This is a genomic window from Streptomyces sp. NPDC005962 (assembly GCF_040629205.1).
Taxonomy (GTDB): Bacteria; Actinomycetota; Actinomycetes; order Streptomycetales; family Streptomycetaceae; genus Streptomyces.
Genome location: NZ_JBEXVE010000003.1, coordinates 237,055 through 257,213 on the forward strand (window position 1 = coordinate 237,055; position 20,159 = coordinate 257,213).

Sequence of the window (20,159 nt, forward strand, 5' to 3'; positions counted from 1 at the left end):
GCCCTCTTCGCGTCCCAGGGCCGTACGCGCCCTGTGGGCGGCTCAGGCGGGCTTGCGGGTGTCCTTGTAGATGCCCGCGGTCACCTTCGCGAAGGCTTCCATGTCGACGTCGGACGCGGTCGTGTTCTCCGCGTTGACGTCCAGCACCATCGCCGCGTCCGTCTCCTCGGCCCACGCGCACGCCGGGGCGTAGATCCGGTCGTACATCTTCACGACCTCGCAGTCTATGGCGGGGCCGTCCGCGCCGTCCGGCCGGAACGTCTTGCGCTTCTGCTCGACCGCCGGGGAGCCCTCGCCGCCCTCGAAGCCCTTGAACATCCCGTCCTGAACCCGGTCGGGGTCGTTGATCTCCCCGTACATACCGGAGAACGCGAGCCCCGAGTTCTCGTCGTCGGCGCGCTGGTACTGGCCGAGGACCGAGGTCGCGCCCTTGGGCATGCTGTCCTGCACGCTGGTGCCCTCGTCCTTGAGCGCGTCGGTGCCCTTGGCCAGGGTGTACGTGCCGTCGTCGAGCGTCTTGGGGGTCACGAGCCGCATCGCCCGCGGACCGCTGTCGCTCCCGCCGGACAGCACCACGGCGCCGGTGACGATCGCCCCCACCACCACGAGCCCCGCCGCCGACATCGCGATGATCGTGGTGCGATTGCGGCCCGGCGCGGGCCCGGGCGGCACGGGGTACCCGGGCTGCGGGGGCTGTCCATGCTGTCCATAGGGACCCGGCTGCTGCGGATAGCCGTACCCCGGCTGGGGCGTCTGCGGATAGCCGTATCCCGGCTGGGGCGTCTGCGGATAGCCGTAACCCGGGTTCTGGGCATAGGGATTGGGCTCCGCGGACGGCGGCTGCCCCCCGCCGTACGGATTGGGCTGCGCGCCCCCGTACGGGCCGGGTCCGCCGCCCCCGTAGGGACCGGGCGGCGGCGGTGGCTGGTTGTGGCTCATGGGTGTGGGGGTATCCCTCCGGACCGTGGGCGGCGTGTGGACGGGGCGCTGCGGAACCGCTACTTCGGGATCTCGACGCGGACGTCCTTGCGGACCTTCGCGGTGATGTCCCCGGCCTGGTCCATCGACATGCCCCCGCCGGAGATCACGGCGGCGGCGTCGGACACGATCACGAAGCCGACCGTGCTGTGGTCGCCCCACATGCAGATCGGAACGGTGAAGCCCTTGCTGCCCACACCGCTCGCGCTCGCGCCGGAACCCGGGGTGAACTTGGCGTTCTGGCACTTGATGACGGCGTCGTCCGTCCCGGCGGGGGTCACCTTCTCGGGGCTGCCGACGAGTTCGGCCTTCCCGCCGCTGCTGTCGGTCGACGAGTCCTTGGTGGCCTCGTTCGCCATCTTCGAGAAGGCGCCGTCGACGACCGTCTCGGGGTCCTTCACCTCGCCCCAGACGCCCTTGAACTGCAGCTGCTTCACGGACATCCCGGAACCGGCCTTGTAGTCCGCGCCCGCGCCCTTCGGGTTCTCCACACCGAACTTCTCGAAGTCGCCGGTGTCGCTGGAGGTCATCGAGTCGTCGCTGCCGGCCTGCTTGGTGTACTCGGTGGCCACCGTCTCCGGGGTGGTGAGCTTGTACCGCTTGCCGTCGTCGGCGACCGTGCCGCCGCCGTCGCCCCCCTTGAACACCATGATGCCGCCGACCACCGCGGCCACCACGACCACCGCGCCGATGGCTATCGCCAGGCCCTTCTTCTTGCCGCCGCCCTGGCCCGGGCCCGGCTGGTACGGCCCCGGCATGGCCGGCTGGCCGTACGGCTGCTGGCCATAGGGCTGCTGGCCGTACGGCTGCTGCTGGCCGTACGGGTTCGGCGGCTGGCCGGGCTGCTGCGGGTGACCGTAGCCGGGCTGCTGCGGCTGGCCGTACGGACCGGGCTGCTGGGGCGGCTGCTGCGGGTAGCCGTAGCCGGGCTGGCCGGCGGCACCGCCTTGTCCGTACGGACCCGGCTGCTGGGGCTGCTGGCCGTAGGGGCCCGGCTGGTTGTAGCTCATCTTTTTCCCTCGTTAGGTTGTGCTGTTGTAGCTATTTGTCGATTTCGACGCGTGCGTCCTCACGCACCTTGGCGGTCAGCTCCGCGGCGTCCTTCAGCGACATGCTGCCGCCGAGCACGGCCCCCGCCGGGTCCGCCAGCACCGCGACGCCCAGAGTGCTCTTGTCGCCCCAGACGCAGGCGGGTGCCTCCATGGCTCCCTGATCCGACGTGAACTTGAGGGACTGGCACTTCAGAACGTCCCCGTCGAAGCCGTCCGGCGTGAACTCCTGGGGCGTTCCGTTCGCCTGGGCGGTGCCGTTGTCCTGGAGCGCCTTGACGATGACCGCCAGAGCGAGGTCCGCGCCCCGGTTGGGGTCGGTCACCTCGCCCCAGACACCGGTGAACTTCAGCATCTCCTTGCCGTCGGTCTGGTAGTCGGCCGCCACCAGGTGCGGGTCCTTGACCACCGGGACCTGCTGGAGGTCCTTCTTGCCCGACGCAGACAGATCGCCGTCGTCCGTGCCGTTGCCCTGGCGCTGGTACTCCTCGGCGACCGTCTTCGGGGTGGTGAGCTTGTACGGACCGCTGTCGCCGCCGAACAGCAGGAACGCGCCCGCCGTCAGCGCGCCCACGACCACCAGCGCACCCACCGCCATGCCGACGGTCCGGCCCTTGCCGCGGCCACCGGGCGCGGCGGGCGGCGGCGTCGGCTGACCGCTGTAGAAGCCCTGGGGGGGCTGCCCCGGCTGGCCCGGCTGTCCGGGCTGCGGGGGCTGCTGGCCGTAGGGGTTCGCCGGGGCGCCGTACGGGCTGCCCCCGCCGTACGGATTGGGCCCCGCGTAACCGCCCTGCTGCCCGGGCTGCGGGTGACCGTAGCCACTGGGCTGGGCATACGGATTCGGCACTGGCGGCTGGCCGGCGCCGTGGGGGCCCGGCTGTGCCCCGTAGGGACCGGGCTGCGGCGGCGGCTGCTGATAGCTCATCGTGCCTCTCCTAGAAGCGCATGACAGGTCCTGAACATCCTTCCCGACGCGTGTCGGCGGCGTTGCGGCGGGGCCGCAACGGGTTCGTAACGGAGTCCGGGGGCCCTTTAGACTGCGGGGGTGACCGAGAACTCTCAGCAGCGCCCCGACAGCGGGCCGAACAGCCACCCTGAACTGCCGACCCAGTACGCACCGGCCGACGTAGAGGGGCAGCTGTACGAGCGCTGGGTAGAGCGCGGTTACTTCGAGGCGGACGCGAAGAGCGGCAAGGAGCCGTACACGATCGTCATTCCGCCGCCCAACGTGACCGGATCGCTCCACCTGGGCCACGCCTTCGAGCACACGATCATCGACGCGCTCACCCGCCGCAAGCGGATGCAGGGCTACGAGACGCTGTGGCAGCCGGGCATGGACCACGCCGGTATCGCCACCCAGAACGTGGTCGAGCGCGAGCTGGCCAAGGAGGGCGTCTCCCGACACGACCTGGGCCGCGAGGCGTTCATCGAGCGCGTGTGGCAGTGGAAGAACGAGTCCGGCGGGCAGATTTCCGGCCAGATGCGGCGGCTGGGCGACGGCGTCGCCTGGAACCGCGAGCGCTTCACGATGGACGAGGGACTGTCCAAGTCCGTCCAGACCATCTTCAAGAAACTCTACGACGATGAGCTGATCTACCGCGCCGAGCGCATCATCAACTGGTGCCCCCGATGCCTGACGGCCATCTCCGACATCGAGGTGGAGTACCAGGACGACGACGGCGAGCTGGTCTCGATCCGGTACGGCGAGGGCGACAGCGCGATCGTCGTCGCCACGACCCGCGCCGAGACGATGCTCGGCGACACCGCGGTCGCCGTCCACCCGGACGACGAGCGCTACCGGCACCTGGTCGGCACCGAGATCGAGCTGCCGCTCACCGGCCGCCGCATCCCGGTCGTCGCCGACGAGCACGTCGACCCGGAGTTCGGCACCGGCGCGGTCAAGGTCACCCCGGCCCACGACCCGAACGACTTCGAGATCGGGCAGCGCCACGGCCTGCCGAACCTCACGGTCATGGACGAGCACGCGGTGATCACCGCGCACGGCCCCTTCCAAGGCCTCGACCGGCTGGAGGCGCGCAGCGCCATCGTCGGCGCGCTGCGCGCCGAGGGCCGGATCGTCGCCGAGAAGCGCCCGTACGCCCACTCCGTGGGCCACTGCTCGCGCTGCAAGACCACGATCGAGCCGCGGCTGTCCATGCAGTGGTGGGTCAAGGTCGGCCCGTTGGCCAAGGAGGCGGGCGACGCCGTCCGCGACGGCCGGGTCAAGATCCACCCGGAGGACATGTCGAAGCGCTACTTCGACTGGGTCGACAACCTCCACGACTGGTGCATCTCGCGCCAGCTGTGGTGGGGCCACCGCATCCCGGTCTGGTACGGGCCGAACGGCGAGGTCGTCTGCGTCGGAGGGGACGAGGAGCCGCCCAGCGGCGAGGGCTGGACGCAGGACAGTGACGTCCTGGACACCTGGTTCTCCTCCGGCCTGTGGCCGTTCTCCACGCTCGGCTGGCCCGAGCGGACCGAGAGCCTGGAGAAGTTCTATCCGAACTCGGTGCTGGTCACCGGCTACGACATCCTCTTCTTCTGGGTCGCCCGGATGATGATGTTCGGCCTGTACGCGATGGACGGCACCCCGCCGTTCCACACCATCGCCCTGCACGGGATGGTCCGCGACCAGTTCGGCAAGAAGATGTCCAAGTCCTTCGGGAACGCGGTCAATCCGCTGGACTGGATGGACACCTACGGCTCCGACGCCGTCCGCTTCACCCTCGCCCGCGGTGCCAACCCCGGGGTGGACGTGCCGATCGGCGAGGACTGGGTCCAGGCGTCCCGCAACTTCGCCAACAAGATCTGGAACGCCACCCGCTTCGCGCTGATGAACGGCGCGACGGTCGAGGGCGAACTGCCCGCCCCCGAGCGGCTGTCGGCCACCGACCGCTGGATTCTGTCCCGGCTGAACGAGGTCGTCGCGGACGTCGACGCGTTCTACGACGACTACCAGTTCGCGAAGCTCTCGGACACGCTCTTCCACTTCGCGTGGGACGAGGTCTTCGACTGGTACGTCGAGCTGTCCAAGACGACCTTCCAGAAGGGCGGCCCGGAGGCCGACGTCTCGCGGCGCGTCCTCGGTGAGGTCCTCGACGTCACGCTGCGGCTGCTGCACCCGGTGGTCCCGTTCGTCACCGAGAAGCTGTGGACCTCGCTCACCGGTCAGGAGTCGGTCGTCATCGCCGACTGGCCGACGGACAGCGGCTTCCGCGACGAGGCCGCCGAGCGGGAGATCGAGAACCTTCAGCAGGTGGTCACCGAGGTCCGCAGGTTCCGTGCCGACCAGGGCCTTCAGCCCGGCCAGAAGGTTCCGGCCCGGCTGGAGCTGTCCGGTACCTCGCTCGCGGTGCACGAGGACGCGATGCGCTCCCTGCTGCGCCTCCAGCCTGCCGGGGAGGGCTTCACGGCCACCGCCTCGCTGCCGGTGGCGGGCGCGACCGTGGCCCTGGACCTGTCCGGCGCGATCGACGTCGAGGCCGAGCGCAAGCGGCTGGCCAAGGACCTCGCCGCGGCCGAGAAGGACAAGGCGCAGACCACGGCCAAGCTGTCGAACGACGGGTTCCTGGCCAAGGCGCCCGACCACGTGGTGGAGAAGATCCGCGTCCGGCAGACGACCGCCGAGGCCGACATCGCCAGGATCACCGCGCAGTTGGCGTCCCTGCCCCAGGGCTGACCTCCGAGCGGTACCGAGCGCTCCCGCCCCTCACGGCGCGGGGGCGCTCGGCGCTTCCCGGCTTGCCGGGCCGGTGTGCGATGTCCCACAGCGGGCCTACGGGAGACCATCCGTACGCCTGACCGGGAACCCGTGGCCGTCTTCCGGGAGTTATCCACCCGTACGTCCCGGAAGGAGCTCCCCCCTCCCATGAACAAACCCCTGCGCCGCGCGTCCGTCTTCTCCCTGCTGCTCGTGCTGGCCCTGCTCGGCTGGGTCACCTATGTCCAGTTGGCGGAGGGCGCCGGCTTCCGGGACAACTCCCACAACGAACGCAACACGATCAGCCAGTACGCCAACCCGCTGGGCAACATCATGGCCGGTGGCAAGTCCCTCACCGGCTCCAGCGCGACCACCGGCGATCTGAAGTTCAAGCGGACCTACCACGACGGCAAGGTCTACGCCCCGGTCACCGGCTACGCCTCGCAGTCGTACGGCAGCAACCAGCTGGAGGCCCTCGACCGGTCCGTGCTCGACGGCACCGACACCCGGCTGAAGAACCCCCTCCAGGCGCTGGTCAGGGAGCCGTCCAAGCCGGGCGACGTGATGACCACGATCGACCCCGCCGTGCAGAAGGCCGCCTACAAGGGGCTGGGGAACAATACCGGCGCGGCCGTGGCGATCGACCCGAATACCGGCGCGGTGCGCGCCCTGGCCAGCACGCCTTCGTACAACCCGGGCGACTTCGCCGGGTCCGGTACCTCGGACCAGAAGGAGTGGCTGAAGCTGACCAAGGACAAGGGTCAGCCGATGCTGAACCGGGCGCTGCGCCAGACGTATCCGCCGGGGTCGGCCTTCAAGCTGGTGGTCGCGGCGGCCGCCCTGGAGGACGGCGTGTACTCGTCGGTGGACGAGCCGACCAAGAGCCCGAACCCGTACCGGCTGCCGGGCACGGTCACCGACATGAAGAACGAGAACGCGTCGGCGCCCTGCGAGAACGCGACGATACGCACGGCTCTGCAGTACTCGTGCAATACGGTCTTCGCGAAGATGGCCGTGGACCTGGGCGAGTCCAAGCTGGGCGCCGAGGCCAAGAAGCTGGGCTTCGACGACTCCAAGCTGGACATCCCGGTGCGCGCAGCGAAGAGCGTCTACCCGAGCGGTATGGACAAGTCCCAGACGGCGCTGACCGGTATGGGTCAGTTCGATGTGACCGCGACGCCGCTCCAGATGGCGATGGTCTCCTCGGCCATCGCGGACGACGGCAAGCTGATGAAGCCGTACGAGGTTGACCGCACGACGGACGGGAACGCGAGCGCGCTGGACCGCACCGAGCCGGAGGCCTTCACCCAGGCGATGTCGAAGTCCACGGCGCAGGAGCTGCGGTCGGCGATGCGGACGGTCGTGGAGAAGGGCACGGGCACCAACGCGAAGATCCCCGGGATGGAGGTCGGCGGCAAGACCGGCACCGCGCAGCACGGCGAGAACAACAGCGGTAATCCGTTCGCGTGGTTCGTGAGTTACGCGGATGACGGCAGCGGCCACAAGATCGCGGTCGCGGTGGTGGTCGAGGACAGCGACGCACCGCGCGCGGACATCTCCGGCGGCGGTCTGGCCGGGCCGATCGCCAAGTCGATGATGTCCGCCGCCCTGGGTGGCGGGGCGGCGTCCTGAGGGGCGGGGCCGGGACCGCGTGGGCGCTTCCGTGGCCTGTCGGGGGTCCCTCGTAGACTGGTCGGCGTGAGCGAGCGCCCCCAGAACGAACCGGATGAACAGAACGAATCGGATGAATTCGACGAGATCGTCGGAGCCGAGACAGAGCGCGACCCCGACCTGGCGGTGATCGAGGCCGGCAGTCGGACGCTGCGCGCGCAGTCGGGCCCGCCGGAGGGCGATGGCATTCCGGCTCGTCCTTCCGATCCCGAGGTGGACCGCGCGCTGCGCGAGGTGGAGTCGGAGCTGGCCACCCGGTGGGGTGAGACCAAGCTCGACCCCTCGCTGGTGCGCGTCGAAGCGCTGCTGGACATTCTCGGCTCACCGCAGCGCGCCTATCCCTCGATCCACATCACCGGGACGAACGGCAAGACCAGCACCGCCCGCATGATCGAAGCGTTGCTGGGCTCTTTCGAGCTGCGCACCGGCCGCTACACGAGCCCCCACGTGCAGTCCGTCACCGAGCGGATCAGCCTGGACGGGGCGCCGATCTCCGCCGAGCGCTTCATCGAGACGTACCAGGACATCGCGCCGTATATCCAGATGGTCGACGACCGGCAGGAGTACCGGCTGTCGTTCTTCGAGGTGCTCACCGCCATGGCCTACGCGGCCTTCGCGGACGCGCCGGTGGACATCGCGGTCGTCGAGGTCGGCATGGGCGGCACCTGGGACGCCACCAATGTGATCGACGCGGACGTCGCGGTGATCATGCCGATCTCCCTGGATCACACCGACCGGCTCGGCACCACGCCGGAGGAGATCGCGGTCGAGAAGTCCGGGATAGTGAAGCAGGACGCCACGGTGGTGCTCGCGCAGCAGCCCGTGGAGGCCGCGTCCGTGATGCTCAAGCGCGCCGTCGAGGTGGATGCCACGGTGGCCCGCGAGGGCATGGAGTTCGGGGTGGTCTCCCGTGAGGTCGCGGTCGGCGGGCAGCTGCTGACGCTGCGCGGTCTCGGCGGCGAGTACCCCGAGATCTTCCTTCCGCTGCACGGCGCCCACCAGGCGCACAACGCGGCGGTGGCGCTCGCCGCCGTCGAGGCGTTCTTCGGCGTCGGCTCCCAGCACGCCCGGCCGCTCGACCTGGACAGCATCCGTTCCGCCTTCGCCGCCGTCAGCTCTCCGGGCCGGATGGAGGTGGTGCGCCGCAGCCCGACCGTGGTGCTGGACGCCGCGCACAACCCCGGAGGCGCCCGGGCGGCGGCCGAGGCGGTCACCGAGGCGTTCGACTTCAGTCGGCTGATCGGCGTGGTCGGGGCCACCGACGGCAAGGACGTTCGTGGGCTGCTGGAGGCTTTTGAGCCGATTTTCGCCGATGTCGTGGTGACCAGTAATTCCAGCCATCGCGCGATGGACGCCGATGAGCTGGCCGGGCTCGCCGTCGAGGTGTTCGGCTCCGACCGCGTGCAGGTCGAGCCCCGGCTGGACGACGCCCTGGAGGCCGCGATCACCCTCGCGGAGGAGGAGGGCGAATACGCTGGTGCGGGGGTGTTGGTCACCGGGTCGGTCATCACGGTCGGCGAGGCCCGGCTGCTTCTGGGAAAGGGCTGAAATGCGGACGCTGTGCGCCTCCACTCTGATCGGTGAGTTCTTCGTGATCGGCTTCGCCGGGCTGGTCGCGATGAAGGTGTCCGGCCTGTCGATGGGCACCGTGTGGACGGTCTGCGGGATCGCCATGGCACTGTGTGTACTGCTGTGCGGCATGCTGAGCCGTCCCGGAGCGGTGCAGATCGGCTGGGCCCTCCAGATCGGGCTGGTGCTGAGCGGCTTCGTCGTGACCACGATGTTCATCCTCGGAGTGGTCTTCGCCGCGCTGTGGTGGGCCTCGGTCCACTTCGGCCGCAAGGTGGACCAGGCGAAGGAGCGGTTCGCCGCGGCCTCCGCTCCCTCGCCTGACGCTGCGTGACGTGGCCGACGATCACCCATGTAGCCTCAGCCGCACAGCTTCACCCGCATGCCACTTCTTCTATGTCACCGCCTAAGGAGCCCGCACCGTGAGCCAGCGCACGCTCGTCCTTCTCAAGCCCGACGCAGTACGACGTGGACTGGTGGGCGAGATTCTCGGCCGGATCGAGCAGAAGGCGGGCTGGACGATCTCCGCCCTGGAGCTCCGCCAGCTGGGCCGTGAGCTTCTGGAGCAGCACTACGCCGAGCATGTCGGCAAGCCCTTTTATGAGCCCCTGGTGGAGTTCATGTCCTCCGGGCCGGCCGTTGCGCTGGTCGTCGAGGGCGAGCGCGTGATCGAAGGCGTCCGTGCGCTGGCCGGTCCGACCGACCCGATCGCCGCGGCGCCCGGTTCCATCCGTGGCGATTTCGGCACCATCGTTCGGGAAAATCTGATCCATGGCTCGGACTCCGAAGAGTCGGCCGAGCGGGAAATCAAGATTTTCTTTCCCGGTCTCGCCTGATCCGACCTGATCTCGGTCTGATCGATCATCAGCTGGTCACACCCCTGCTGACCTGGGGGCGGTCGAATTTCTCGGCCGCCTCTTGGCATATGCGAGCCGATCGGGGGAACGCATCTCCGCGACACGACGTCACCATTAGAGGGGGCGGGCTCGTGTTCTGCTGACAATGGCGGAGGACCCCCGCAGCGTGTTCGCGCGGGCGTGACTACGATGAAGCTTCCGCGCCTCGCAGCGCACCAATCCTGCCGACCTCAAGCAAGCAATCGCTCCAGCAGGGAAGGCCTGACGTATCCTCATGGGGAACAACATGTCGTTCATCGGCCGTGACATGGCTGTCGACCTCGGGACCGCCAACACGCTGGTGTACGTCAGGGGCCGCGGGATCGTCCTCAACGAGCCATCCGTCGTCGCCATCAACACCAACACCGGCGGAATTCTCGCCGTGGGCGCCGAGGCAAAGAAGATGATCGGCCGCACCCCTGGCAACATCGTCGCCGTGCGTCCGCTCAAGGACGGCGTTATCGCCGACTTCGAGATCACCGAGCGGATGCTGCGGTACTTCATTCTGAAGATCCATAAGCGCCGCTATCTGGCCCGTCCTCGGGTGGTCGTGTGCGTTCCGTCCGGAATCACCGGAGTAGAGCGCCGCGCGGTCATCGAGGCGTCCACGCAGGCGGGCGCCCGCCAGGTGCACATCATCGAAGAGCCCATGGCCGCGGCCATCGGTTCCGGCCTCCCGGTCCACGAGGCCACCGGCAACATGGTGGTGGACATCGGTGGCGGCACCACCGAGGTCGCCGTCATCTCGCTCGGCGGCATCGTCACCGCCCAGTCCATCCGGGTCGCCGGTGACGAGCTGGACAACGCGATCATCCAGCACATCAAGAAGGAGTACAGCCTCCTCCTTGGCGAGCGCACCGCCGAGAACATCAAGATCACAATCGGTTCGGCGTTCGAGAGCGAGGAAGAGGAGCACACCGAGATCCGCGGCCGTGACCTGGTCAGCGGGCTCCCCAAGACCGTCGTGATCTCCGCCGCCGAGGTCCGCAAGGCCATGGAGGAGCCGGTCAACTCCATCGTCGACGCGGTCAAGACCACGCTCGACAAGTGCCCGCCCGAGCTGTCCGGCGACGTCATGGACCGCGGCATCGTGCTCACCGGCGGCGGCGCGCTGCTCCGCGGCCTCGACGAGCGGCTGCGCCAGGAGACCGGTATGCCCATCCACATCGCCGAGGACCCGCTGGATTCGGTCGCCCTCGGCTCCGGCAAGTGCGTGGAGGAATTCGAGGCGCTCCAGCAGGTGCTGGACGCCCAGCCGCGCAGATGACAACCAGGCGGATCGGCCGTGCGGGCGGTATGTCGCCCGTACGGCGCATCGGCAGATCCGCTGATATACAGGCATAAGGCTCCTTAAGGACCGGACGGCCACAACGAGATCGGGACCGGTCCGACTTCGACGAGGAAGGCACGTCGCCGCACGTGAGGGACACACGAGAGAGCCGGCTGCTCCTGGTGCTGCTGATCGCCATCGCGTTCGCACTGATCACGGTGGACATCCGCGGCGGCGAGGAATCGCCCCTCGACGGCGCCCGTCAGGCCGCCGCCTCCGCCTTCGGTCCGGTGGAGGGCGGCGTCGCGAGCGCCGTCGATCCGGTCGGCAACGCCGTCGCCGCCGTCCGGGACTCCGACGCGCGGCACGATCGCATCAGCCAACTGGAGCAGGAGAACACCAGACTCAGGCAGCGGCTCGGCAGCGACGACCGCAACAGCGCCCGTTCCGTCGAACTCGACAAGCTGCGCAAGGTCGCCGGCGCCGGTCAGTACGGCATCAAGGGCGCCGAGGTCATCGGCATCGGCGCCGCCCAGGGCTTCTCCTGGACCGTCACCCTCGACGTCGGCAGCGACGACGGCATCCAGCGCGACCAGACCGTCATCAACGGCGACGGACTCGTCGGCCGGGTCACCACGGTCGGCCCCTCCACCTCCACCGTGCTGCTCGCCATCGACCCCGACTTCACCGTGGGCACCCGGATGGAGAAGTCCAGCGAGCTGGGCTTTGCCACCGGCCGCGGCGACCGCTCCCTGCACGTCCAGCTCCTCAACGGCAAGGCGAAGATCAAGAAGGGCGACCGGCTGGTCACCTTCGGCTCCCAGGCCGACAAGCCGTTCGTGCCCGGCGTCCCGGTCGGCAAGGTGGTCCGCGTCGACCCCACCGGCGGCGACCTCACCCGCACCCTCCAGGTACGCCCCTACGTCCGCTTCAGCAGGCTGGACATCGTCGGCGTGGTCGTCCAGCCGCCGCGCTCCAACCCGCGCGACACCGTGCTGCCGCCCAAGCCCGCGAAGCCCAAGCCGGCGCCCACGGTCACCGTCACGGCCACCCCCTCCGCCACTGCTACGAACCCGGCCAACAGGAGCTGACCGATGCTGCGCCTCAACCGTGTCCTCCTGTCCACCGTTCTCGTCGTCGTCGCCCTCGTCATCCAGATCTGCGTCCTCGCCCGGCTGCAGCTCCCCGGCGCCGTCCCCGATCTGCTGCTGCTCGTCGTCCTCGGCCTCGCGCTGGTCTACGGCCACACCGGCGGCGCCCTGGTCGGCTTCGGCGCCGGTCTGCTCGCCGACCTCGCCCCGCCCGCCGACCACGCCGCCGGGCGCTACGCCCTGGTGCTGTGCGTCATCGGCTATCTGGTCGGGCTCGCCAAGCCCGATTCCGGCCAGCTCCGGTCGGCCACCGGGCCGATGGTGGTGGTCGTCGCGGCGGCCATCGGCGCCACGCTGCTGTACGCGGGAGTCGGCATCCTCGTCGGCGACGACGCGGCCCGCCATGTGGGCCTGGGCCAGCTGCTGTTCACGGCCGCCCTGTACGACCTGCTGCTGGCCCCCTTCGCGGTGCCGCTGATCATAGGGCTGGCCAGACGCGGGGAGAACGACCGGATGGCCGACAGCTCCGGCGGCACCGGCACCGAGAGCGGTGCCCGCTGGCTCACCTCGGCGGGCAGCGTCCGGTCCGGCCGGATGAGCCGGTTCCGCCCCGGCCGGGCCGCCCGGTTCGGCGGCCAGGGCGGTGGCCTGCTGACGAAGGCGACGAAGCGGACCGGCCGCATCAAGAACGGCCGCGTCAAGCTCAAGGGGGTCAAGCGCCTGTGAGCACCGCCTTCCCGCCGACCGCAGCTGCCCTCAACGGAGCGCCATGAGCAATATCCCGGAGACCGGCCGGACTCCCCGGGTCACCGTCCGCCTCGTCGCCATCCAGATCATCGTCTTCTCGCTGCTGCTCACCCTCGGCGGACGCCTGTGGTACCTGCAGATCCGCAACGGCGACGAATACACCGAGAAGGCCGCCAACAACCACGTCCAGCAGGTCGTCCACCCGGCCGTCCGCGGCTCGATACTGGACGCCCGCGGGGTGCCGCTGGCCGACAACGAGACCCGGCTCGTGGTCTCCGCCAGCCGCACCGCGCTGATGAAGGAGCCGGACGACGGCGAGGCCGTCCTCACCCGGCTCGCGGACGTCCTCCACCTGAAGGCCAAGGACGTCAAGGACAAGGTCCGGCTCTGTGACGCCGAGACCCCGCAGCCCTGCTGGAACGGCTCCCCGTACCAGCCCATCCCGATCACCGACGAGGCCAGCGCCAAGCAGGCGCTCCAGATCCGCGAGCGCGAAGAGGACTTCCCCGGGATCAGCGCCGAGCCCACCGCCGTACGCCGCTACGCCGCGCCGGCCGGTTCCAACGCCGCCCAGGTCCTCGGCTACCTCTCGCCGGTCACCGACGAGCAGATCAAGAAGGCCGAGCACACCAAGTCGCCGCTGCTCCGCTCCGACCAGGTCGGCTCCAACGGGCTGGAGAACGAGTACGACAGCAAGCTGCGCGGCAAGGCCGGGGTGACCCGCTACGAGGTCGACAACCTCGGCCGCGTGATCGGCCAGCGGGAGAGCCAGCGGGCCCGGCCCGGCGACAACGTCGTCACCAGCCTCGACTCACGCGTCCAGGCGGTCGCGGAGAAGGAGCTGGACCAGGCGATGAAGGACGCCCGCAAGCAGTACGACCGGAACACCGGCACGAAGTACAAGGCGGACTCGGGCTCGGTCGTGGTCATGGAGGCCAAGACCGGCCGGGTGGTGGCGATGGCGTCCAACCCGGCGTATGACCCCAACGCCTGGGTCGGCGGCATCTCCGGCAAGGACTACAAGAAGCTCACCGGCAAGGACAGCAACTACCCGCTGCTGAACCGGGCGATCCAGGGCCAGGCGGCCCCCGGCTCGATCTTCAAGGTGATCCCGACGACCGCCGCGGTCAACGCCGGGTACTCCTTCGACGGCCCGTACACCTGCTCCAGCTCGTTCAACATCGGCGGCCAGGTCTTCAAGAACTTCGAGTCCGAGAGCCACGGCGGGATCAGCCTCGGCCGCGCGCTGGAGGTCTCCTGCGACACCGTCTTCTACCGCCTCGCCTACGAGCAGTGGAAGAAGGACGGCGGCAACAAGCCCAAGAAGAACCCGGGCGACTGGTTCTACAAGACCGCCCATCAGTTCGGCCTGGCCAAGAAGACCGGCATCGACCTCCCCAACGAGGTCAGCGGCCGGGTCCCGGACCGCCAGTGGAAGAAGGACTTCTGGAAGGCCAACAAGGACGCCTGGTGCAAGACCGGCAAGAAGAACGGCAGCTACACCGAGCGGCTTTCCTACGAGAACTGCCTCGAAGGCATGAAGATGCGCGCCGGTGACTCCGTCAACTACTCGATCGGCCAGGGCGACACCCTCGTCACCCCGATGCAGATGGCCACCATCTACGGGGCGATCAGCAACGGCGGCACGCTCTACGACCCGACCGTCGGCAAGGCGATCGTCAGCCCGGACGGCAAGCACATCCAGGAGATCGAGCCCAAGTCCCACGGCAAGCTGCCGATGAAGGGCCAGACGCGCGACCAGATCGACCAGGCGCTCGCGGGCGTCGCCACCCGGGGCACCGCCGCCTGGCGGTTCCAGGGCTGGCCGCAGGACAAGATCCCGATGCACGCCAAGACCGGTACCGCCGAGGTCTACGGCAAGCAGACCACCTCCTGGTTCGCGACGTACACCAAGGACTACTCGGTCGTGATGACGATCTCGCAGGGCGGCACCGGCTCCGGCGCCTCGGGCCCGGCCGTGCGCAAGATCTACAACGCGCTGTACGGGGTCGACGGCAAGGGCGGGATCGACAAGAAGAAGGCGCTGCTGCCCGCGCCGCAGGCCAACCTCCCCAAGATCTCCTCCGACGGCTCGATCGAGGCCCAGCCGGTGGGCAAGCCGCTCGCCCTGCTGGGCGACACCAAGCGGCGGGGAGGTGCGCGGCGGTGAGCGCGTCGACCCACGGCTACTCCGTCCCCCGCTTCACCCCCGAGCGCGGCACCTGGCGCAAGCTCATGGCGCGCGACTCGCTCGTGCGCCGCCTGGACTGGGTGCTGCTGCTCAGCTGCCTGGCGCTGTCCGCGATCGGGACCCTCCTGGTCTACTCGGCGACCCGCAACCGCACCGAGCTGAATCAGGGCGACCCGTACTACTTCCTGGTCCGGCACGCCATGAACACCGGCATCGGGCTGCTGCTCGCGATCGGCACCGTCTGGCTCGGCCACCGCACCCTGCGCGGCGCGGTGCCGGTGCTGTACGGCCTGTCCGTCATCCTCGTCCTCGCCGTCCTCACCCCGCTGGGCTCGACCATCAACGGCGCGCACGCCTGGATCGTGATCGGTGCCGGGTTCTCCCTCCAGCCCGGCGAGTTCGCCAAGATCACGATCATCCTGGGCATGTCGATGCTGCTGGCCGCGCGCGTGGACGCGGGCGACCGGCTCAACCCCGACCACCGCACCGTCGTCCAGGCGCTCGGTCTGGCCGCGCTGCCCATCGCGATCGTCATGCTGATGCCGGACCTCGGCTCGGTGATGGTCATGGCGGTGATCGTGCTCGCGGTGCTCCTCGCCTCCGGCGCGTCCAACCGCTGGATCGCCGGGCTGATCGCCACCGCGGTGGTCGGTGCGCTGCTGATCTGGCAGCTGCACATCCTCGACCAGTACCAGATCGACCGCTTCGCCGCCTTCGCCAACCCCGCCCTGGACCCGGCGGGCGTCGGCTACAACACCAACCAGGCGCGCATCGCGATCGGCTCCGGCGGCCTCACCGGCAAGGGGCTCTTCCACGGCACCCAGACCACCGGTCAGTTCGTGCCCGAGCAGCAGACGGACTTCGTCTTCTCGGTCGCGGGGGAGGAGCTGGGCTTCCTCGGCGCGGGCCTGATCATCGTGCTGCTGGGCGTCGTCCTGTGGCGCGCCTGCCGGATCGCGCGGGGCACCACCGAGCTGTACGGGACGCTCGTCGCGGCCGGGATCATCGCCTGGTTCGCGTTCCAGTCGTTCGAGAACATCGGCATGACGCTGGGCATCATGCCGGTGGCCGGTCTGCCGCTGCCCTTCGTCTCCTACGGAGGCTCGTCGATGTTCGCCGTATGGATCGGGATCGGGCTGCTCCAGTCCATCCGGGTGCAGAGGCCCGTATCGGCTTGACCAGCACGCGGGGGACGCGGGGGACTCCCGCGAAGCGTCCCGGGCGACTACATTCACCACATGGTGGACATCATGCGGGAGATCGAACGCAAGTACGAAACCACCGATGACGGCACCACATCCGGCGGCCTCCCCGAGCTGGCCGGGGTCGCCGGAATCGCGCAGGTGAGGGACCAGGGCGCCGTCACGCTCGACGCCACGTACTACGACACCCCCGGACAGCGGCTCGCCGCCGACGGCATCACCCTGCGCCGCCGCACCGGGGGCGACGACGCCGGGTGGCACCTCAAGCTGCCGGTGGGGCCGGACGTACGGGACGAGATCCGCGCCCCGCTCTCGGACACCCTGCCCGCGCACCTCGCGGGCCTCGTACGCTCCCGCGTCCGCGGCACCGGCCTGGTGCCCCTCGTCCACCTGCTGTCGGAGCGGAACGTCCGGCACCTCGTGGACAGCGACGGCACGCTGCTCGCCGAGCTGTCCGCCGACCAGGTCACCGCGCGCCGACTGGCCCCCGTCCCCGGCGACCCGGTGAGCTGGACCGAGGTCGAGGTGGAGCTCGCCGAGGGCGGCGATCCCGCGCTGCTCGACGCCCTGGAGCCGCATCTGACGGACGCCGGGCTGCGCCGCGCCGACCTCCCCTCCAAGCTCGCCCGGGCCCTGGCCGAAACCGCCCCGCGCGAGGGCGGCCACAAGCTTGAGAAGAAGTCCCGCAAGAAGTCCGGCGGAAAGTCCGGCAAAACGTCCGGCGAAAAGTCCGGCCAGAAGTCCGGCAAGAAGGACGCCGGGAAGGAGACGGCCGAGGCCACCGCCGGTGACATCGTCCTGGACTACGTACGCCGCCAGATCACCACGATCGTCACCCTCGACCCCGCCGTACGCCTGGACACCTACGACTCCGTACACCGCATGCGGGTCGCCACCCGGAGGCTGCGCAGCGCCTTCCGCTCGTACCGCAAGGTCCTCGACCGCACCGTCACCGACCCCATCGGCGCCGAGCTGAAGTGGCTGGCCGCCGAGCTGGGCATCGACCGGGACCGCGAAGTACTCACCGCACGCATCGGCGAACGGCTCTCCGAGGTGCCCGTCGAACTGCGGCTCGGGCCCGTCGCCGCCCGGCTGCAGATCTGGTCGCACGCGCGCCGCACCGGTTCCCGCGACCGGCTGATCGGCGTCCTGGACGGCGAGCGCCACCTCGCGCTGCTCGACACCCTCGACGCGCTCCTGGCCGACCCGCCGCTGCGCCCGGCCGCCGCCCGCCCGGCCGCCGAGGTGATCCGCAAGGCCGTGCTGCGCGACTACGAACGGCTCGCGGACCGCCTGGAGCCGGTCCTGGACGCCCCCTCGGGGCCCGACCGGGACGTCGTCCTGCACGAGGCCCGCAAGGACGCCAAACGGGCCCGCTACGCCGCCGAGGCCGCCCGCCCGGCGCTCGGGGCGCCCGCGAAGGCGTTCGCGGGGCTCATGACCGAGGTGCAGGAGCTGCTCGGCGACCACCAGGACAGCGTGGTCGCGCGGGAGGCGCTCCGCGAGCTGGCCATCCAGGCGCACGCGGCGGGGGAGTCCACCTTCACCCTCGGACTGCTCCACGGCCGTGAGGAGGCCCGGGCGGCCGACCGCGAGCGCGAACTGCCCGGTCTGTGGGCCGAGGTCTCCCGCCGGGAGCACCGGGCGGCGCTGGAGCCATGACCGTGGCGTAACGGCCCCGGCGGGACCGGTACGCTTGAGGGTCACCCCTGTCCGCGCACGAAGGTTACTGATGTCTGTCGAGTCGGTCTTCCCACAGCTCGAGGCTCTGCTCCCCCATGTGCAGAAGCCGATCCAGTACGTGGGCGGCGAGCTCAACTCCACTGTCAAGGCGTGGGATGAGTGCGACGTCCGCTGGGCGCTCATGTACCCCGACGCCTACGAGGTCGGGCTGCCCAACCAGGGCGTCATGATCCTCTACGAGGTGCTCAACGAGCGCGAGGGCGTGCTCGCCGAGCGTACGTACAGCGTCTGGCCGGACCTCGAAGAGCTGATGCGCGAGCACAAGGTGCCGCAGTTCACCGTGGACGCGCACCGCCCCGTCAGCGCCTTCGACGTCTTCGGTATCTCTTTCTCCACCGAGCTGGGCTACACCAACCTGCTCACCGCGCTCGACCTCGCGGGCATCCCGCTGGACGCCGCCGACCGCACCGTCGACCACCCGGTCGTGGTCGCGGGCGGCCACGCCGCGTTCAACCCGGAGCCGGTCGCGGACTTCATCGACTGCGCGGTGATCGGCGACGGCGAACAGGCCGTCCTGGAGATGACCGAGATCATCCGCGCCTGGAAGGCCGAGGACCGCCCCGGCGGCCGCGACGAGCTGCTGTTCCGTCTCGCCCGCACCGGCAGCATCTACGTGCCGAAGTTCTACGACGTGGAGTACCTGGCCGACGGCCGCATCTCCCGCGTCGTGCCGAACCGTTCGGGCGTGCCGTGGCGTGTCTCCAAGCACACCGTCATGGACCTCGACGAGTGGCCGTACCCCAAGCAGCCGCTCGTGCCGCTCGCCGAGACCGTGCACGAGCGGATGTCGGTGGAGATCTTCCGCGGCTGCACCCGGGGCTGCCGCTTCTGCCAGGCGGGCATGATCACCCGCCCGGTGCGCGAGCGCTCCATCACGGGCATCGGCGACATGGTCGAAAAGGGCTTGAAGAGCACCGGTTTCGAGGAGGTCGGCCTGCTGTCGCTCTCCTCCGCCGACCACACCGAGATCGGCGACATCGCCAAGGGCCTCGCCGACCGGTACACGGAAGACAAGATCGGCCTGTCCCTCCCGTCGACCCGGGTGGACGCCTTCAACATCGACCTGGCCAACGAGCTGACCCGCAACGGCCGCCGCTCGGGCCTCACCTTCGCCCCCGAGGGCGGTTCCGAGCGCATCCGCAAGGTCATCAACAAGATGGTCTCGGAAGAGGACCTCATCCGTACGGTGTCCACCGCGTACGGCAACGGCTGGCGGCAGGTGAAGCTGTACTTCATGTGCGGCCTGCCGACCGAGACCGATGAGGACGTGCTGCAGATCGCCGACATGGCGACCAAGGTGATCGCCAAGGGCCGTGAGGTGTCCGGCAAGAACGACATCCGCTGCACCGTCTCGATCGGCGGTTTCGTCCCCAAGCCGCACACCCCGTTCCAGTGGGCGGCGCAGCTCGGCGCCGAGGACACCGACGCGCGGCTGGAGAAGCTGCGCGAGCGGATTCGCGGCGACAAGAAGTACGGCCGCTCGATCGGCTTCCGCTACCACGACGGCAAGCCCGGCATCGTCGAGGGCCTGCTCTCGCGCGGCGACCGCCGGGTGGGCGCGGTCATCCGCGCCGTCTACGAGGACGGCGGCCGCTTCGACGGCTGGCGCGAGCACTTCTCGTACGACCGCTGGATGGAGTGCGCCGAGCGCACCCTGCCCGAGGTCGGCCTGGACGTCGACTGGTACACCACCCGTGAGCGCACCTACGAGGAGGTCCTGCCCTGGGACCACCTCGACTCCGGTCTCGACAAGGACTGGCTGTGGGAGGACTGGCAGGACTCGCTCGACGAGACCGAGGTCGAGGACTGCCGCTGGACCCCGTGCTTCGACTGCGGCGTCTGCCCGCAGATGGACACGTCCATCCAGATCGGCCCCACCGGCCGCAAGCTGCTGCCGCTGTCGGTCGTGAAGTAGCCCTTCGGTCGTGACGTAGCCCTCGGGCAACCGGCCGGTCACAAAGTACGCTGGAAGGCGCACGGGCCCGCACAGGCCCGTGCGCCGGAGAAGCGAAGAAAAACAAGGAGACAGACCCCTGGGCAAGCGACAGCCCG

Annotated in this window: 15 protein-coding genes; 12 read left to right on the plus strand and 3 right to left on the minus strand. The window is 69.6% G+C overall.

Annotated features, from left to right (window positions below; genetic code table 11):
- Positions 1-42: 42 nt before the first annotated feature.
- Genes ABZ370_RS07245 through ABZ370_RS07255 form a run of 3 tightly spaced genes read right to left on the minus strand, consistent with a single transcriptional unit; the run spans position 43 to position 2,952 of the window.
- On the minus strand, positions 43-939 hold the full coding sequence (locus tag ABZ370_RS07245; protein ID WP_358617685.1) for a hypothetical protein: 897 nt from the start codon (positions 937-939) through the stop codon (positions 43-45).
- 59 nt (positions 940-998) lie between these two features.
- A complete protein-coding gene (locus ABZ370_RS07250) occupies positions 999-1,988 on the minus strand; it encodes a hypothetical protein (protein ID WP_358617687.1) in 990 nt (329 codons plus the stop codon).
- 31 nt (positions 1,989-2,019) lie between these two features.
- Positions 2,020-2,952 (minus strand): hypothetical protein, encoded by a 933-nt coding sequence (locus tag ABZ370_RS07255; RefSeq protein ID WP_358617690.1) that lies wholly within the window; start codon positions 2,950-2,952, stop codon positions 2,020-2,022.
- 120 nt (positions 2,953-3,072) lie between these two features.
- On the opposite strand from ABZ370_RS07255, the gene ABZ370_RS07260 reads away from it, so the two are divergent.
- From ABZ370_RS07260 to ABZ370_RS07315, 12 genes are all read left to right on the plus strand, one after another.
- The gene (locus ABZ370_RS07260; RefSeq protein ID WP_358617693.1) at positions 3,073-5,706 is read left to right on the plus strand and encodes a valine--tRNA ligase; all 2,634 of its coding nucleotides are present in this window, start codon (positions 3,073-3,075) and stop codon (positions 5,704-5,706) included.
- 189 nt (positions 5,707-5,895) lie between these two features.
- Entirely contained in the window at positions 5,896-7,359 is a 1,464-nt protein-coding gene (locus ABZ370_RS07265) for a penicillin-binding protein 2 (RefSeq protein WP_358617696.1), read from the plus strand.
- 66 nt (positions 7,360-7,425) lie between these two features.
- Positions 7,426-8,946: a folylpolyglutamate synthase/dihydrofolate synthase family protein gene (locus ABZ370_RS07270; protein ID WP_358617699.1), complete on the plus strand. Its 1,521-nt coding sequence runs from the start codon at positions 7,426-7,428 to the stop codon at positions 8,944-8,946.
- A gap of 1 nt (position 8,947) precedes the next feature.
- Complete coding sequence (locus tag ABZ370_RS07275) at positions 8,948-9,301, plus strand: DUF4233 domain-containing protein (RefSeq protein ID WP_358617702.1); 354 nt, start codon at positions 8,948-8,950, stop codon at positions 9,299-9,301.
- 88 nt (positions 9,302-9,389) lie between these two features.
- Complete coding sequence (ndk, locus tag ABZ370_RS07280; protein WP_358617704.1) at positions 9,390-9,803, plus strand: nucleoside-diphosphate kinase; 414 nt, start codon at positions 9,390-9,392, stop codon at positions 9,801-9,803.
- 307 nt (positions 9,804-10,110) lie between these two features.
- Positions 10,111-11,130, plus strand: coding sequence for a rod shape-determining protein (locus ABZ370_RS07285; RefSeq protein ID WP_358618343.1), 1,020 nt, complete (start codon positions 10,111-10,113; stop codon positions 11,128-11,130).
- Positions 11,131-11,282: 152 nt separating this feature from the next.
- Positions 11,283-12,224 carry a rod shape-determining protein MreC gene (gene mreC / locus ABZ370_RS07290; protein ID WP_358617706.1) on the plus strand — a complete coding sequence of 314 codons (942 nt, stop codon included), beginning with the start codon at positions 11,283-11,285 and terminating at the stop codon, positions 12,222-12,224.
- 6 nt (positions 12,225-12,230) lie between these two features.
- Positions 12,231-12,950 (plus strand): rod shape-determining protein MreD, encoded by a 720-nt coding sequence (gene mreD, locus ABZ370_RS07295; protein WP_358618345.1) that lies wholly within the window; start codon positions 12,231-12,233, stop codon positions 12,948-12,950.
- 43 nt (positions 12,951-12,993) lie between these two features.
- The gene (gene mrdA / locus ABZ370_RS07300) at positions 12,994-15,141 is read left to right on the plus strand and encodes a penicillin-binding protein 2 (RefSeq protein WP_358617708.1); all 2,148 of its coding nucleotides are present in this window, start codon (positions 12,994-12,996) and stop codon (positions 15,139-15,141) included.
- A gap of 65 nt (positions 15,142-15,206) precedes the next feature.
- Positions 15,207-16,340: a rod shape-determining protein RodA gene (rodA, locus tag ABZ370_RS07305; protein ID WP_358618346.1), complete on the plus strand. Its 1,134-nt coding sequence runs from the start codon at positions 15,207-15,209 to the stop codon at positions 16,338-16,340.
- Between the two features lie 60 nt (positions 16,341-16,400).
- The gene (locus ABZ370_RS07310; protein WP_358617710.1) at positions 16,401-18,026 is read left to right on the plus strand and encodes a CYTH and CHAD domain-containing protein; all 1,626 of its coding nucleotides are present in this window, start codon (positions 16,401-16,403) and stop codon (positions 18,024-18,026) included.
- A gap of 70 nt (positions 18,027-18,096) precedes the next feature.
- A complete protein-coding gene (locus tag ABZ370_RS07315; RefSeq protein ID WP_358617712.1) occupies positions 18,097-20,022 on the plus strand; it encodes a TIGR03960 family B12-binding radical SAM protein in 1,926 nt (641 codons plus the stop codon).
- Positions 20,023-20,159: the final 137 nt, after the last annotated feature.

What these genes read in the sequence shown, in the direction of transcription:
- ABZ370_RS07245 (WP_358617685.1), bottom strand. Translation starts at nt 939, where the DNA reads ATGAGCCACAACCAGCCACCGCCGCCGCCCGGTCCCTACGGGGGCGGC.
- ABZ370_RS07250 (WP_358617687.1), bottom strand. Translation starts at nt 1,988, where the DNA reads ATGAGCTACAACCAGCCGGGCCCCTACGGCCAGCAGCCCCAGCAGCCG.
- ABZ370_RS07255 (WP_358617690.1), bottom strand. Translation starts at nt 2,952, where the DNA reads ATGAGCTATCAGCAGCCGCCGCCGCAGCCCGGTCCCTACGGGGCACAG.
- ABZ370_RS07265 (WP_358617696.1), top strand. Translation starts at nt 5,896, where the DNA reads ATGAACAAACCCCTGCGCCGCGCGTCCGTCTTCTCCCTGCTGCTCGTG.
- ABZ370_RS07275 (WP_358617702.1), top strand. Translation starts at nt 8,948, where the DNA reads ATGCGGACGCTGTGCGCCTCCACTCTGATCGGTGAGTTCTTCGTGATC.
- ABZ370_RS07285 (WP_358618343.1), top strand. Translation starts at nt 10,111, where the DNA reads ATGTCGTTCATCGGCCGTGACATGGCTGTCGACCTCGGGACCGCCAAC.
- mrdA (WP_358617708.1), top strand. Translation starts at nt 12,994, where the DNA reads ATGAGCAATATCCCGGAGACCGGCCGGACTCCCCGGGTCACCGTCCGC.
- rodA (WP_358618346.1), top strand. Translation starts at nt 15,207, where the DNA reads ATGGCGCGCGACTCGCTCGTGCGCCGCCTGGACTGGGTGCTGCTGCTC.
- ABZ370_RS07310 (WP_358617710.1), top strand. Translation starts at nt 16,401, where the DNA reads ATGGTGGACATCATGCGGGAGATCGAACGCAAGTACGAAACCACCGAT.
- ABZ370_RS07315 (WP_358617712.1), top strand. Translation starts at nt 18,097, where the DNA reads ATGTCTGTCGAGTCGGTCTTCCCACAGCTCGAGGCTCTGCTCCCCCAT.